We start from the raw sequence: 16,040 nt of genomic DNA, 5'->3' as shown, positions 1-16,040 counted from the left end.
ATGGAACCGCAGCTGAGCTACGCCTACGCCGTGGTGCGCGCCTCCGACCCGCCGGATCCGCCCTGGTCGGCCACCGTGAGCGGAGTGAGCGGGGTGGCCGGCGGAGCCGTGCGTTCGGTGTCCGCCGGCCGGGTCGCCGCCGTCGTCAGCTCCGTGGCCGAGGCCGACTTCGGCGAGACGGCGCTCAAGGCGCACCTGGAGGACCTGGACTGGCTCGAAGGTGTGGCCCGCGCGCACCACGCCGTCGTCGAGGCCGTCGCCGCGCACACCACGGTGCTTCCGCTGCGTCTGGCGACCGTCTATCTCGACGACGACCGCGTCCGCGAGGTGCTGCGGCGCGGCGAGGAGGCGTTCACGGCGGCCCTGGAGCGGTTGACCGGGGCGGTGGAGTGGGGGGTGAAGGTCTACGCCCAGCCGCCCGTCGCGCCGGCAGAGACCGCGGTGCGGGGCGATGCGGTGGAAGCGCTCGATCCCGGCCGGTCCTATCTGCGGAGCCGGCGCCGGGAGCGTTCGTCGCGTGAGGTCACCTGGGCGGCCGCCACCGAAGCGGTACGGCGGATCGACGCCGAGGCGGGCGCGCTGGCCCTGGACCGCGCACGTCACCGTCCCCAGCAGGGCCGGCTGGCCGACGTGGAAGGGGTACCGGGCGAGAACGTGGCCAACGACGCCTACCTGGTGCCGTTGGAGCGGGCCGAAGAGTTCCAGGAGCGCGTGCGGCGGTCGGCCGCGGGGCTGGAGGGCGTACGCGTGGAGATCACGGGGCCCTGGGCGCCGTACTCCTTCGCGGTGCTCCCGGCACCCGCCGGGGCCGACGACCGGTGAGCGGGTGGCGGCGGTGAGCGCACGGCGGGAGGAGACCCCACTGGCCCAGCGGCAGGTGGCGCTGATCGATCTGCTGGACCGGCTGCTGAGCGGAGGCGTGGTCCTGACCGGCGACCTCGTCCTGTCCATCGCCGACATCGATCTGGTGCGGGTCTCCCTGCGCGCTGTCATCGTCGCCGTCGAAGGAGAACAGTGGGCTCTCAGCGTGCTGCCGCAGGAGAGCGCCCCCGAGCGGGAGGACCACCACGGTGAGCGGCCAGACGGACCGGCCTGACCCACGCGGCCACGGCTCCGACTCCGGCACCGGCACCGGCTTCGGCTCCGGCTCCGGCTCCGGCTCCGGCTCCGGCTCCGGCTCCGGCTCCGCGAACGCCGATCGCCGCCGGGAGGTGGCCGAGGCGGCGCGCCGAGCGCTGTCGCTGCTCCCGGCCCGCGCCGACGACGTGGCTCCTCTCGCCGAGCGGCCCCAGAGTGCCGCCCGGCGTCTCCACGCGGACCCGGAGACGGTCGAGCGCGATCTGGTGCGGCTGGTCCTCACCATCGTCGAACTGCTGCGGCAGCTCATGGAACGGCAGGCCCTGCACCGGGTCGACAAGGGCGACCTCTCGGAGGACCAGGAGGAGCGGCTGGGGCTGACGCTGATGATCCTGCACGACCGGATGACCGAGCTGTGCGAGCGGTACGACCTCACCATGGAGGACCTCAATCTCGACCTCGGCCCGCTAGGCCCACTGCTGCCGCCGCCCTGACCGGCATCGATCGCTCGCGGCGACTTTCGCGGCATTTCGTGCGTAATTTACGTAATCGGGGGAAATCGCATGAGTGAGAGATCACCGCGCGGTCGCGGTCGTGCTGCCGCGCCGTCGTACCGACCGGGAGGCGTCACATGGCCGGCGGGAAGAAAGCCAAGAACACCGGGCAGACCGTCAAGGGCAAGGTCAAGGAGACCATGGGCAGGGCCACGGGCAACGAGAGCCTGGAGATGAAGGGTCGCGCGGAGCAGGTCAAGGGCGATGCCAAGCAGACCGGGCGGAAGGCGAAGGACACACTGAAGCACTGAGTCACTGAGACCGAGCAAGGCGCCTGCCGGGCGAGACCCGCGTCAGGCGCCTTACTCGTGCGCCCGCGCCCGCCCCGCAGCCGCCGGCCGCATGGCACCAAGTACGCACGTCCGCGACCCGATTGGCCACGTACGCCGCCAACTCCCCCCGCGCAGCCCATCGTTCACGTGTGATTCACCTGCGTTCACACCGGTTGCCCGAGATCTGCCATGGGCATGTCGTTCCGTGTTCCGGCACGTGCCCTCATCACGGCGACGACTCGGGAAGGACGGCTGCCCATGCGGCCAGCAGCGCGGCGAAGACGGCCAGGTGGCACAGGTGGCGAAGGTGGCGGCGGTGCCACTGGTGTCACAGGTGGCATACGTGGCACAGGAGGCGGGCGCAGGCTCGTCGGGGCGGCCCTCGCGGCGCTGCTCCTGGTCGGCGGGAACATCACCGAGGCCTACGCGGCCGGCGACGACCAGGAACGGGGCGACGCGGCCGGAGCCACCAGTCTGCCGACGCTCACTCCCGCGGACGGCACCTACCTGGAGGGGACGCGCCCGGTCGAGGCGACGCCGACGCTCGCCGGTGACTCCGTGACCCGGCTCGCGGTCGACGGGAAGAGCGTCGCCGCGGAGCGGACCGTCGGCGTGTCCCGGCTCAGCTTCGATGTCGGGTCGAACTCGACCGAGGCCCGCTACCGCAACCACATCCGGGTCAACGGCGAGTACCGGGTCGACCTCGGTGACCTGGTCAACCAGCGGGCGACGATCGAGATCCCCAACCAGTACCTGGTGAAGGGCGAGAACACGATCGAGATCCTCGCCGGCACGGTCGAGTCCTCGTGCGGCACCAACTACGACGACTTCGTGCTGTCCGACATCGAGCTGTCCCTGCTCGGCGAGGTCGCGGACGGCGAGGAGAACGCGTACACGTACTCCTTCGGCGACGGCAGCTGCGGCTCCAACCCCTCGCTGCTGACAGAGGCGACGCTGAGCTTCTTCGTCCTCGGGGAGCCGCAGGGCACCACCGGTCTGCGGACCGATCTGGACACCACGAAACTGTCCAACGGCGAGCACACCCTCACGGCGACCACCAGGTCGGGCAAGACCGTCACCAACAAGGTGACGGTGAACAACGCCCCGGCGGGCGCGCCCCGGCTGCTGCCGCAGGACGGCACGCTGGTGAAGGGACCGCAGCCGGTGTTCGCCGGTTTCCCGGTGGGCTCCGACGGCGAGGTGGACGCACTGACCGTGGACGGCGAGAAGCCGGTCACGCTGCCGCAGTTGGGCAACGGCGCGGCCACGTTCTCCTTCGATGTCGGCGCGAACTCGCTGGACGACAAGTACGACAGTCATCTGCTGGTCAACGGCAAGCGGATCGACCTGGGCGGCACCTGGGTGAGCCAGCGGGTCGACATCGCGGTGCCCGCGCGGTATCTGGTGCCCGGCGACAACACCATCGAGGTGGTGGCCGGCCCGTACAAGGAGAGCTGCGGCAACAACCGCGACGACTTCGACCTCGCCCGCCTCACCCTCGCGCTCGACGGCGCCACGGTCACCGGCAAGGACATCGCCGACTCCTACGCGATGGGCGACGGCGCCTGCGGCAACGACGGGAACCGGCTGCCCGAGGCCGAACTGCGCTACACGATCGACGCACCGGCCGTCGCGGTCACCGACACCCTCGGCTCCGGCACCGCCACCCTCGGCTTCACCGTGGGCGGCAACTCGATCGAGGCGCGCTACCAGAACCACGTCCTGGTGAACGGCCGGCCGGTCGAGCTGGAGACGGACTACGTCAGTCAGCACGTCGACCTGACCTTCCCCAACGAGTGGCTGGTGCCCGGCTGGAACACCCTCGACGTCGTCACCGGCACCCTGGCCGGCTCCTGCGGCGACAACCGGGACGACTTCGCGCTGTCCGGGATCACGCTGACGTCCGCCGGTGCCACCGCCGAGCCGCGCATGGTCAAGGGCTCCTACAGCTTCGGCGACGGCAACTGCGGGGACAACGTGAACCCGCTGACCGAGGTCGACCTGGAGTTCTTCGTGACCGGTGAGGCCGAGGGCGTCCGCGCCGACCTCGACACCACGAAGATCGCGGACGGCCGGCACACGCTGGCCGCCACGTCGACGTCCGGCCGGACCGCGACCCGTGTCCTGGTCACCGACAACTCGGCGCCCGCGGTGGCGAGCAGCACACCCGAGCCCGGTCAGCGGCTCACCGCCTCGGTCGTGCTCGGCGTGCGCACGGAGGACCCGTCCGGGGTGGTGAGCGGCCCGGACATCGAGCTCGACGGCAAGGCGGTGGAGGCCGGCACACCGGTCGGTCCGGGCCTGTCCGCCGGTCCGCACACCTTGTCCGTGACCGCCACCGACGGTCTCGGCAACACCGGTACCCGCCGGATCGAGTTCACCTCCGCCGGCATCCCCGACACCCCCGCCCAGTTGACGCCCGCGTCCGGCACCACCGACGCCGGCCGCGACGTCCGGCTGTCGGCGAAGGTCGCCGAGCCCGACGGCGGCAAGGTGACCGCCACGTTCTCCGAGGCCGAGATCCTCACCCCGGGCCAGGTGTACCAGGGCACGGCCACGGCCGTCCCGACCACGCTCAAGGTGAAGGGCGAGAAGAAGGTCAAGGCCGCCGGTCTGGCCCCCGCCGACGGCCGGACGCTCGCCGCGCCCGCCTCCGCCGATGTCACCTTCCAGCGCTTCGATGTCCAGGTGAAGGGTCATGTCGACGCGCCGGTGCTGCGCTGGGAGGGTGTCATCGACCCCGAGCGGCTGGCCTCGCTGCGGGTGTGGAACAAGCGCACCGACCAGTGGGACGTCGTCACCAGCGCCCGCGGCGCCGCCGAGGGCGAGACGGTGCTGACCACGGTCCTGGACCGCGGCTACATCGACCGCCAGCAGGTCCACGTCATGGTGACCGGTGAGGACCCGTTCGCCGACGACATCGACGCCGGGGACCCGGACTCCTTCGCCGACCCCGGCTCCTACGACTTCTCGATGGTCCACTTCACCGACACGCAGTACCTCACCGAGGGCGCGGTGGAGCAGGAGACCGCCGCCGAACGAGCGGTCTGGGCGAAGGCGTACGGCGACATCACCCGCTGGGTCGCCGACCACAAGGACGAGCGGAAGATCGCCTATGTCGCGCACACCGGCGACATCATCGAGAACAACATCCGCAAGCCCGCCGACGAGGCCACCCGGCAGCAGATCGTGGGCGAGATGGAGCTGTCCTCCGCGCAGCAGCGGATCCTGGACGAGGCGGGCGTGCCGAACGGTGTCATCGCCGGCAACCACGACAACCAGTCCGGCACCGAGAACGGCCCCGACGCGCTCTACAACCAGTACTACGGGCCGGACCGTTACGCGGCGCTGTCCGAGGGCTGGGAGCACGCCGAGTACGGCGGGCCGTGGCGCGAGGGAGACAACCAGAACCACTACGACCTGTTCTCCGCGGGCGGTACGGACTTCGTGGTGGTCGGCCTGTCGTACGGGGTGACACGCGAGGAGGCCGAGTGGGCCGACTCGGTGTTCGAGCGCTTCCCCGACCGCAACGGCATCCTGCTCTCGCACGACTACCTCGCGCCGAGCGGCAGCCCCGACGGACGCGGCGCCGGATTCTCCGCACCCGACGGGTCGATGCTGTACAAGACAGTGGTCCAGGACAACCCGAACGTGTTCCTGATCCTCGCCGGTCATGAGCACGGCGTGGGCACCAACGTGAAGCCGAGGGTCGGCGAGATCGAGCACGACGTGGTCGAACTGCTCGCGGACTACCAGTTCTACACGGTGTCGGCGGACCGCCTCGGACTCACCGAGATCGGCGGCTACCAGCCCGACGACCGACTCCGGTTCGGCGCCAGCTTCTTCAGGATGCTCCAGTTCGACGTGGACCGCTCCGAGCTGATCGTCGACACCTACTCGCCGCTGCTCGACGAGTTCGGCGCCACCGAGTACGACACAGACCACCGCTACGACGGTACCGAGGACAACATGATCCTGCCGGTCGACCTCGACACCCGCACCACCACCCTGGAGACCGACTCGCTGGCGCTCTACAACTCCGTGGCCGTCATCGGCCGCACCACGGTCGGCTCCGGCGAGGTCGCCTCGGTGACGTGGAAGGGCCTCCGGCCCGGCTCGACGCACGCGTGGTTCGTCACCGCGCGCTCGGCGGGCGGCGGGGTGACCGCCTCGGAGCCGAGCGTCTTCGTCACCAAGGACGCCCACGGCCGGCCCGGCACCTTGGACCCGGACACACCCGGCTACGAGTGGTTCGCGTCCACCGGACGGTGACAGCGCGGGCGACACCCGCCTGAACCACCGCACCACCGCACGACTGCAACGTCGCACCACCGCACGACTGCACGACTGCACGACTGCACGACTGCACGACTGCACGACTGCAACGTCGCACGACCGGCACACCGTGCCCGCCGCCCCGGTTCCCCGACCGGGGCGGCGGGCCGTCGGCCGTCCTCGAAGCCTCTCCCCCGTCCTCCCGACCGAGAGCCCTCCATGTCCCTGCTGCCCGCCCGGGTGCCGAGGTGGTGCGCCGCGCTCCTTACCGCGCTCGCCGCTCTGCTGCTCTCCCCGCTCGCCCTGTCGTCACCGGCCGCCGCGCACGACGCCACCTCCACCGCGTACGCCGAGGTCACCGGCACCGGCGACGACGTCCGGGCGACCCTCGACCTCGAGTACGACCTGCTGATGAAGTCGGCCTGGCTGTACGCCGAGGCCTACGACGCGAAGGGGCGCGCCGAGCAGTTGCGCCAGCTCGCGGCCAACGCGGAAGCGGTGCACGACTACGTCACCGACCGGTTCGCCGTCACCCTCGACGGCACGCCCTGCACCCCCCGCCGCGGCACCGGTGACGCCGACGTCCGCGCCCGTGGCTCCCGGTCGTACGCCGTCCTCACGATCGGCTACGACTGTCCGGGCACGGGGGACGGCGGCGGCACGTACACCGTCTCCAGCGCGCTGTTCCCCGACGCCGAGACCTTCGTGCACGGCACCCGCACGATCGTCCACTACGACCTCGGCGGACACCGCGGCTCCCAGGTGCTGACCGTCGCCGAACCCACCCTGGAGACCGGTGGGCATCAGGAGGCCCGGCAGATGGCGGAGTTCTTCGTGCTCGGCGGGGAGCATCTGCTGTTCGGCCTGGACCATGTCCTGTTCCTGCTGTCGCTGCTGATCGCCGCCCGGCGGCTGCGCGACGTGGTGCTGACGGTGACCGCCTTCACCGCCGCGCACAGCGTGACCTTCCTGCTCGCGGCGACGGGTGTGGTGACCGTGCCGGGCGCGGTGGTGGAGCCGGTGATCGCGGCCTCCATCGCCGTCGTGGCCGTGGCCGGTGTGCTGCCGCGGAACCGCGAGGACACCGGCCGCCGGTGGCTGACGGTAGCGGTCGTGTTCGTGTTCGGGCTCGTCCATGGACTCGGCTTCGCCGGTGCGCTCGGCATCGACGAGGGCTGGTCCTGGGAGCTGCTGCTGTCGCTGCTCAGCTTCAACGTGGGTGTCGAGGCGGCTCAGTTGGGCGTCGTCGCCGTGGTGTACCCGCTGCTGGCGCTGGTCCGCCGGACGCCCGCGCACCGCTGGGCGCTGCCGGTGCTGACCGCGCCCGTGGTGGCCGTCAGCCTGTACTGGTTCTGGGACCGGGTCGCCCTCGCGGCGTGACACCGGCCACCCCGCTCACGGGATCTCCTGCTCCGCCCAGATGATCTTTCCCTCGGGGGTGTAGCGGGCTCCCCAGCGGTGGGCGAGCTGGGCCACCAGGAAGAGGCCCCGGCCGCCCTCGTCCGTGCTGCGGGCGTGCCGCAGCCGTGGGGCGGTGCTGCTGCCGTCGAAGACCTCGCAGGTCAGGCGGACGTCGCGGAGCAGTCGTAGGCGGATGGGCGGTTCGGCGTAGCGGATGGCGTTGGTGACGAGTTCGCTGACGAGGAGTTCCGTCGTCATGGCCAGCTCCTCGAAGCCCCAGGCCGCCACCTGGCGGGCCGCCAGGGCGCGCACCTCACCGACGGCGGCGGGCTCCGCGGGCACGTCCCACGACACGACCTCGTCGTCGCCCAGGACATGGGTGCGTGCCAGCAGGAGGGCGATGTCGTCGGACCGGGGCACGGGTACGAGCCGGCGCACCGCGGACTCGCACAGCAGGTCGAGATCGGCTCCGGTCCGCGCGAGGATCTCGCCGAGGCGGGCCATGCCCTGTTCCATGTCGCGGTCGGCGCCCACGATCAGGCCGTCGGTGTAGAGACCGAGCAGGCTGTTCGCGGGCAGTTCGATCTCACCGGTCTCGAAGCCGATGCCTCCCAGGCCGAGCGGAGGTCCGGCGGGCGGCGCGGGGAAGTCGACACGGCCGTCCGGTGTGACGACGACGGGCGGCGGGTGACCGGCGCGGGCCATGACACAGCGCCCGCCGACCGGGTCGTAGACGGCGTACAGGCAGGTCGCACCGAGGAAGGAGGCCGCGCTGTCGGCCGCCTCGTCGGTGCTCTTCTCCTCGCTCAGCCGGAGCACCAGGTCGTCGAGATGGGCCAGCAGGTCGTCGGGCGGCATCTCCATGTCGGCGAGGGTCTGGACCGCGGTGCGCAGCCGGCCCATGGCGGCCGCCGCGGTGATGCCGTGGCCGACCACGTCGCCGACCACGAGGCCCACGCGGGCGCCGGACAGCGGGATCACGTCGAACCAGTCGCCGCCGACCCCGCCCGTCGCGTCCGCGGGCAGGTAGTGGGAGGCCACCTCCAGTGCGGTGCCGCCGCTGAGCGCGTGGGGCAGCAGGCTGCGCTGGAGGGTGACCGCCGCCGTGTGCTCGCGGGTGTAGCGGCGGGCGTTGTCGACGCAGAGCGCCGCCCGTGCGACGAGTTCGCGGGCCACCAGGACGTCGTCGGGCTGGAAGGAGGCGGGGTTGAGCGACCGCACGAAGGTGGTCAGCCCGAGGACGGTGTTGCGGGCGCGCATCGGCACGGAGATGAGCGAGTGCAGTCCGAACTCACGCATGCGGGCCGCCCGCTCGGGCTGTTCGGTGGCCCACGGTTCGTCATAGGGGTCGAGCACCGGTATCAGCACCGGCTCGCCGCTGAGGAGCATGCGCGTGTCCTGTGGCAGGGGCAGGAAGAACTCCACCCGGTCCCCGATCCGCGCCACGGCCTCCGGGCAGCCCTCCCGCACCGAGCTCATCCCGGCGCGGCGCATCACCGGCGCCGCGGACGCCGGTCCCGCGTCGGTCAGCCACGTGCCGTGCCCCGCGGTGCTCAGCACCGGCTCCAGGAGGTCGACGACGACGAAGTCGGCGAAGCGGGGCACGGAGAACTCGGCGACCTCCTGCGCGGTGCGCATCACGTCCAGGGTCCGTCCGATGCAGGTCCCGGCCTCGTTGACCAGCGACAGCAGCTGGCGGGTGTTCCACCGCTCGGTGACGTCCAGGACCATGTAGCAGACACCGGTGACCTCGTCGTCCTCGTTCACCAGCGGGAAGAACGAGGTGGAGTAGGCGTGCTGGCGGTGCGGGTCGGCCCAGCTCCAGCCCACGTACTCGTAGTCGCTGACGGGCACGCCGGTCTCCACGACCTTGCGCATCAGCCCTTCGATGGCGTCCGTCTGGAGGCCGGGCAGCAGTTCGCTCAGCCGGCGCCCGAGCCGCTGCTCACGGGGCACCCCGCCCAGCCGCTCCAGGGTGTCGTTCAGCCATACGTAGCGCAGTTGCCGGTCCATCACCGCCATGCCGACGGGCGAGCGGGTCAGGAACCCGTCGAGGACGGACCGGCCCACGCCGCTCCACTGCCGGTCCCGCTCCCGCGCCGACACCAGGAAGCACTCCTCGTCGCCGATCCGGAAGGACGCGGACACCCGCAGGTCCACCTCGACGCAGCGGCCGTCCCGGTGCCGCACGGGGATCTGGCCGTTCCATCCCATGCCCTGCCGGCACCGTTCGGCGATCCTGCTCACCCGCACGGGATCGCCGGGCATCGCCACCAGCCGCGCGGCGGAGCCGCCGACGACCTCGGAGGCGGAGTGGCCGAGCAGTTCCTCGGCACCCCGGGTCCAGCCGACCACGGCGCCCCGGGCGGACAGCACGGCGGCCGCGTCGGTGGACGCGTCGAGGAGATCGCGCGGCGCCGCGGAGGCGGGCGGGTCAGAAGCCCTTCGCACTGAATCCATGGGTCCCGTCCTTCACACGACCATGTTCCTGCTAGTCCGCCGGATCCGCACGGCCCGCACTGTGCGAGCGGTCCGTACGGCCCGCCTGACCCCTACGGCCCGCCTGATCCGTACGGCCCGCCTGACCCCTACGGCCCGCCTGATCCGTACGGCCCCGATCCACACGGCCCGCACGGCGCGGGGCCCGCCGGAGCGCCGACCGAGCGGCGCGAGCGGCGTGCCGGCAGGCGGCCGAGCGGCGTGCCGGGAGCCGACCGAGCGGCGTGCCGGCAGGCGGGCGGCGGCGGCCGGGCCTGGCCGCCGCCGGGTGGCGGAGGCAGCATGGAAGGGTCGGTGGTCACAGCCGTACGGCGCCGCCGGCGAGGCCGGCGCGAGCCGCCGGCCGGTCAGGAGGCTCAGGGATGACAGCCGAAACCTTCCCGCCCGACGGTGCCGCGTACAACTCCGAGCCGCCCCGGCAGACCAGTCTGCTGGATGTGCTCAGTGTGGCCGCACTGGTCCTCGACGCCGAGGGGCGCATCGTTTTCTGGACCCCGCAGGCCGAGGATCTCTTCGGCTACACCGCGGACGAGGTGCTCGGCAGACCCGCGGCCCGGATGATCATCCACCCGGAGCACATGCAAGCGGTCGTCAAACTGTTCGCGGAGGTGCTGGAGACCGGGCGGAGCTGGGCAGGCGCCTTCCCCATCCGGCACAAGGACGGCACCATGCGCCTGATGGAGTTCCGCAACATGCGGCTCCTCGACGACCTCGGCGACGTCTACGCCCTGGGCCTGGCGGCCGACCACACCCTCCTCCAGCGCGTCGAGACCGACCTGGCGCTGTGCGAGCGGCTGATCAACCAGTCCCCGATCGGTCTCGCCCTCATGGACCCCGAACTGCGGTATCTGCTGGTCAACCCGGCTCTGGAGCGCATCGACGGCATTCCCGCCGAGGAACACATCGGCCGCCATCTGCGCGACACCCTGCCCTTCCCCGACGTCGACACCATCGAGTCCGCGCTGCGCCAGGTGCTCACCACCGGCACCCCGCTGCTCGACCAGTACCACGTGGGCCGGCCCCGCAACGACCCCGAGCACGAGCGGGCCTGGTCGCTCTCCTTCTACCGCCTGGAGGACCCCGGCGGGCGGGTGCTCGGCGCGGCCACCTCGGTCGTCGACGTCACCGAACGGCACCGCGTGGCGGCCGAGGCCGACCGGGCCCGGCGGCGCCTCGCGCTCATCGCCGAGGCCTCCACCCGGGTCGGCACCACCCTGGAGGTCGAGCACACCGCCCGCGAGCTGGCCGAGATCGCCAGCCCCGAACTCGCCGACATCGTCGCCGTCGACGTACTCGACTCCGCCCTCGCCTGCCGCCGTATGCGCTCACCCGACAACGGCCCGGAACTCTTCCGCGCGCTCGCCCTCAAGGCCGCCCATCCCACCCCGGCACTGCGCGCCGCCGACTCCCCCGGCGACCTCGCCTCCTACGAGGGCGACCGGCTGGTCACCCTGTGCGTCCACACCGGCCGGCCGGTGCTGGTGCGGCACGTCGAGGAACGCGATCTGCCGAGGATCGCCCGGGACGCCGAGGCCTCCGCGCTCCTGGCGCGCGCCGGCGTCCACTCGTACCTGGCCGTGCCGCTGATCGCGCACGGCGAGGTGCTCGGCGCCCTCGACCTCAAACGCACCCGCAATCCCGCTCCGTTCGACGAGGACGACGTCATCCTGGCCGGCGAGCTGGCCAGCCGGGCCGCGGTGGCCATCGACAACGCCCGCTGGTTCCAGAGCGTGCGCAACACCGCCCTCACCCTCCAGCGCAGCCTGCTGCCCGACCACCCGCCGCACCACGACGGCCTGGAACTCGCCTCCCGCTACCAGCCCGCGCAGGCCACCAGCGAGGTCGGCGGCGACTGGTACGACGTCATCCCGCTCACCGGCGACAAGACCGCCCTGGTCGTCGGCGACGTCATGGGCAACGGCATCGACGCCGCCGCCACCATGGGCCGGCTGCGCACCGCCACCTGCGCCTACGCGGACCTGGACCTCGAACCGCGCGAGGTGCTCCAGCACCTGGACAAGATCACCTGCGATCTGGAGCACTACATCGTCACCTGCCTCTACGCCGTCTTCGACCCGCACACCCGGCAGTGCCGGATCGCCAACGCGGGGCACATGCCGCCCGCCCTGGTCCGCGCCGGCCGCGCCCCCGTCCTGCTCGACCTGCCGGCCGGGGCGCCGCTCGGCGTAGGCGGTGTCTCGTTCGAGAGCACCACGACCGAACTCGGTCCCGGGGATCTGCTCGTCCTGTACACCGACGGCCTCGTCGAGACCCGGCAGCATGCCATCGACGACCGTCTCGCCGCTCTCCTCGGTTTCCTGGACGAGCCCGACCGGTCCCTGGAGGAGACCTGCGATCTCCTCCTCTACGGCCTGCGCCACCCGGACGACCACGACGACGTGGCCCTCCTCATCGCACGGGCGCTGTAACGCGCCACCATTTCCCAGTAACGATGCAAGGTCGATGCAAGTTGTTCCACTGCATCGATTCGAGCGACGGTGAACAGGACGACGCGCCCCACGGCGGTCGCCGAAACCGCGCCTCGCGCGGACACACGTTCGCTCGAACCGGGAGTGGTCGACATGGCCGCACGGCAGACAGTCCGCACCGAGCCCAGCGGCGCGCCGACCGCGCCGGCCCGGCCGACCGAGGAGGCCCGTGCCGCCGAGGAACTGGCCGCCCGCTTCGTCGCCGGGGACGAGGGCGCCCTGGCCGACGTGTACCGGGCATGGGGCTCACTGGTCCACACGGTCGCCCGCCGCAGCCTCGGCGACGCCGGGGAGGCCGAGGACGTCACCCAGATCGTCTTCATAGCCGCCTGGCGCGGCCGCGCCGGCTTCCATCCGGAGCGCGGCTCGCTGTCCGCCTGGCTGATGGGCATCACCCGCCGCAAGGTGGCCGACGCGCTGTCCGCCCGCACGCGCCGCGGTGAACTGGTGGCCGCCGCCGGGTCGGTGCTGATGCTCGACGCGCGACGGCAGCCGTCCGAGCCCCAGGTGGTGCTCGACCGCGTGCTCATCGGCCAGGCGATCGCCGCACTGCCCGAGGCCCAGCGCAGGGTCATCCGGCTCGCCTACTACGACGATCTGACCCAGACGCAGATCTCCCGGGTGACCGGCTGGCCGCTCGGCACGGTGAAGAGCCATGCCCGGCGAGGACTGCACGAACTGGGCCGCTGCCTCCAGCAGACGGGAGCCGCACCGCCGGGCGCGTGAACGGGGGCGGGGCCGGGGAGCGGCTGGTGATCGGGACGGCTGGTGATCAGCGCCCGCCGCATCCGTCGCCCCGCCTCGCGGCGAAGTAGGGGTATGCCCCGATTGCCCGCCGACCCCGTCGCGCCCCCGACCGGCCCTGACCGGTACCGGTCCCGGGCGCTGGACTCCTCCCCCGAGGTGGGAGTGACGACCGGTTTCCTCGCCCGCAAACTCGGCGTCTCCCCCACCACCCTGCGCTCCTGGGACCGTCGCTACGGACTCGGACCGGCCACCCGCGCCGAGGGACGCCACCGGCGCTGGACCCCCGACGACGTGGCGATGATGCAGGAGATGTGCCGGCTCACCGCCGCGGGCGTGCCCCCGGCCGAGGCGGCCCGCGCCGCACGGGAGCACGCCGCGAGCCGGGCCACCGCCACCGGCTCCTCACCGGCGCCGGTGGCGACATCCGCGTACGCGGCCGGGTCCGCGTTCGAAGGGCTGGAGCGGTCCGTGGTCCGCCGCGAACCGCCCGCACCGCCGGTCCGCGCCTCCCACTCGGGCAGCGGTCTGCCGCTCGGCGACGTCCGCCGGGAGTGCCGGGGCCTGGCGCGCGCCGCCGTGAGGATGGACTCGCCGGCCGTGCAGGAGCAGGTCGCCGCCGCCATCGCCGCGCACGGCCTGATCGGCGCCTGGGAGGCGGTGCTGACACCCACGCTGCGCGCGGTGGGGCGCAAGTGGGAGTCGACCGGGGACCGTTACGTGGAGGTCGAACACCTGCTGTCCTGGCACATCTCCGCGGCCCTGCGCCACTCCTACGTCGGCTCGACCCTGCGGTGCCGGGCGGCGGACACCCCGCCCGTGCTGCTGTCCTGCCTCCCCGGCGAACAGCACACCCTGCCGCTGGAGGCGTTGAGCGCCGTGCTGGCGGAGCGCGGTCTGCCGGCGCTGATGCTGGGCGGCGCGGTCCCGGCCGAGGCGTTGCTGGCCACCGTACGGCGCACCGGGCCCGCCGCCGTGGTGTTGTGGTCCCAGTCCCGGTCCACCGCCGACCTGCCGCTGGCCCGTCATACAGCGGCCGCCCGGTGGGGGGTGCGCGGTGCCCGGACGCACTGCCGGGTCCTGCTCAGCGGCCCCGGCTGGGGCGTCCGTACCGAGCCGGGACTGATGCGTCCGCGCGGGCTGCACGAGGCGCTCGGCATGGTGACGGACCGGCTGCCCGGTGGACCGGCAACGGGTCCGCCGCGCGGTCAGCGCGATCAGCGCGACGAGCGCGACGAGCGTGATCCCGGCGACGACGCGCGATGACCTGACGGCCTGTCAGCGGCCCGCTCCTCACCGCGCGGTCGTCCTCCGTCCCGTCCGTCCCTGCACGTGGCACGTCACCACATGGCACGTCACCACTGGCACGCCCGCGTCACCACACAGCACCTCACCGCGCCCCGCTCAGATCGCGCAGCACCTCCCGCGCCGCACGCGCCCCCGAGGCCATCGCTCCCTGTACCGAGCCGGTGGCCCGGTGGTCGCCGCACACGTACCGGCCCGCCGCCACTCGGGTCGTCCGGCTGAGCGGCTGCGGCGGGGCCATGGCGGGCAGCGCGTCCTCGATCGTACGGACCGTCAGCAGGTCCCAGGACTCGGTGCCGGTGCCGTAGCCCTCGCCGAGCGCCGCGCGCACCTGGCGCTCCCGGCCCTCGGTGTCGTGGCCGAGCACGGAGGTGGCGATCAGCGCGTGGCCGGGCGGCGCGTACTCGGGTACGACGTCGCTCAGCACGCAGGTGTTGAGGAAGCGGCGCCGGGTCTCCACCAGCAGCGTGGGCTCGCCCAGCGGGGAGCGCGGGGCGACGTGGTAGTAGGTGGTCACCACCCGGTAGGCGGGCAGGGCGACTTCGGGCAGCAGCGCGGCGGCCGGACGGGGTCCGGTGGCGACCACCACCGCGCGGGCGGAGGTGGCGCGGCCGGTGCCCAGGAGCACGCCGTCGTCCGTCAGGCACGCCACGGGCGTCTCCAGGGACAGGGTTCCGTGCGGCAGGGCCGCCGCCAGCGCGCGCGGGACCGCTCCGATGCCCGTCGTCGGCAGGCAGAGGGTGCCGCGCAGCATGCTGCGCCACACCAGGTGGAAGACGCGGCTGGAGGTGGCCAGTTCGTCCTCCAGGAACACCCCGGACAGGAACGGGCGGAAGAACCGCTCGACGAACGCGTCCGAGATCCCGGCCTCCGCGAGCGCGGTGCGGGTGGTGGTCTCCGAGGCGGGCCGCTGCCGTCGGGGCGGGCCGAGCATGTCCCTGGCGGACAGGACGCCGAGGGCGACGAGGTCACGGGGGCCGGCGAGGCGTCCGGGGAGCAGGTCGGGCAGGGTGCGGGGGCGGCGGGTGGGGTCGCTGAAGCGGAGCCGTCCGGACGGGGTGTCGATGAGGACGCCGGGGGTGAAGGGCCGCAGCCTCAGCTCGCGCAGCGACAGCCGGCGCCGGACCTGCGGGTAGGAGGTGTTGAACACCTGGAATCCGCGGTCGATGACGAATCCGTCGGTGCGGTCGGCGCGCATCCGGCCGCCGACCTCGTCGGAGGCCTCCAGCACCCGCACGGACAGGCCGGCGGTGAGCAGGTCGCGGGCGCAGGCCAGTCCGGCGACGCCGGCTCCGACGATCAGCACGTCCGGCCGGTCCTGCGGGGCGGCTGGAGATGCGGACACGAGATCACCTCTCCCGATGATGCGGTGCGGTTCCGATGACGCGGTGCGGTCCCGGTGACCGGTGCGGTACTGGGTACCC

11 protein-coding genes are annotated in these 16,040 nt (G+C 72.6%); 9 read left to right on the top strand and 2 right to left on the bottom strand.

What is annotated here, in order from left to right; all coding sequences use genetic code 11:
* From ABT232_RS30285 to ABT232_RS30260, 6 genes are all read left to right on the top strand, one after another.
* The gene (locus tag ABT232_RS30285) at nucleotides 1-822 is read left to right on the top strand and encodes a GvpL/GvpF family gas vesicle protein (RefSeq protein WP_351845667.1); all 822 of its coding nucleotides are present in this window, start codon (nucleotides 1-3) and stop codon (nucleotides 820-822) included.
* A gap of 13 nt (nucleotides 823-835) precedes the next feature.
* Nucleotides 836-1,096 (top strand): gas vesicle protein, encoded by a 261-nt coding sequence (locus tag ABT232_RS30280; RefSeq protein ID WP_351845665.1) that lies wholly within the window; start codon nucleotides 836-838, stop codon nucleotides 1,094-1,096.
* 115 nt (nucleotides 1,097-1,211) lie between these two features.
* Complete coding sequence (locus ABT232_RS30275) at nucleotides 1,212-1,571, top strand: gas vesicle protein K (protein ID WP_351845744.1); 360 nt, start codon at nucleotides 1,212-1,214, stop codon at nucleotides 1,569-1,571.
* Between the two features lie 137 nt (nucleotides 1,572-1,708).
* Nucleotides 1,709-1,882, top strand: coding sequence for a CsbD family protein (locus tag ABT232_RS30270; protein ID WP_351845663.1), 174 nt, complete (start codon nucleotides 1,709-1,711; stop codon nucleotides 1,880-1,882).
* 279 nt (nucleotides 1,883-2,161) lie between these two features.
* Nucleotides 2,162-6,175 carry a metallophosphoesterase gene (locus ABT232_RS30265; RefSeq protein ID WP_351845661.1) on the top strand — a complete coding sequence of 1,338 codons (4,014 nt, stop codon included), beginning with the start codon at nucleotides 2,162-2,164 and terminating at the stop codon, nucleotides 6,173-6,175.
* A gap of 222 nt (nucleotides 6,176-6,397) precedes the next feature.
* On the top strand, nucleotides 6,398-7,558 hold the full coding sequence (locus ABT232_RS30260) for a HupE/UreJ family protein (protein WP_351845659.1): 1,161 nt from the start codon (nucleotides 6,398-6,400) through the stop codon (nucleotides 7,556-7,558).
* 15 nt (nucleotides 7,559-7,573) lie between these two features.
* Here the strand turns inward: ABT232_RS30260 and ABT232_RS30255 are convergent, their stop codons facing one another.
* Complete coding sequence (locus ABT232_RS30255; protein ID WP_351845657.1) at nucleotides 7,574-10,039, bottom strand: SpoIIE family protein phosphatase; 2,466 nt, start codon at nucleotides 10,037-10,039, stop codon at nucleotides 7,574-7,576.
* A 401-nt stretch (nucleotides 10,040-10,440) separates the two neighbouring features.
* Here ABT232_RS30255 and ABT232_RS30250 point away from each other — a divergent pair, with 401 nt between their 5' ends.
* The 3 genes from ABT232_RS30250 (at nucleotide 10,441) to ABT232_RS30240 (ending at nucleotide 14,577) form a co-directional block, all read left to right on the top strand.
* Nucleotides 10,441-12,507, top strand: a complete 2,067-nt coding sequence (locus tag ABT232_RS30250; RefSeq protein WP_351845655.1) for a SpoIIE family protein phosphatase — start codon at nucleotides 10,441-10,443, stop codon at nucleotides 12,505-12,507.
* Between the two features lie 153 nt (nucleotides 12,508-12,660).
* The gene (locus tag ABT232_RS30245; RefSeq protein ID WP_351845653.1) at nucleotides 12,661-13,293 is read left to right on the top strand and encodes a sigma-70 family RNA polymerase sigma factor; all 633 of its coding nucleotides are present in this window, start codon (nucleotides 12,661-12,663) and stop codon (nucleotides 13,291-13,293) included.
* Nucleotides 13,294-13,386: 93 nt separating this feature from the next.
* Entirely contained in the window at nucleotides 13,387-14,577 is a 1,191-nt protein-coding gene (locus ABT232_RS30240; RefSeq protein ID WP_351845651.1) for a MerR family transcriptional regulator, read from the top strand.
* A gap of 124 nt (nucleotides 14,578-14,701) precedes the next feature.
* On the opposite strand, the gene ABT232_RS30235 is transcribed toward ABT232_RS30240, so the two are convergent.
* Complete coding sequence (locus ABT232_RS30235; protein ID WP_351845649.1) at nucleotides 14,702-15,961, bottom strand: NAD(P)/FAD-dependent oxidoreductase; 1,260 nt, start codon at nucleotides 15,959-15,961, stop codon at nucleotides 14,702-14,704.
* Nucleotides 15,962-16,040 lie beyond the last annotated feature (79 nt).

This window comes from Streptomyces sp. NPDC001532, assembly GCF_040298625.1.
Taxonomy (GTDB): Bacteria; Actinomycetota; Actinomycetes; order Streptomycetales; family Streptomycetaceae; genus Streptomyces.
Note: the sequence above shows the minus strand (reverse complement) of the source record. Positions and strands in the feature narration are given on the sequence as shown.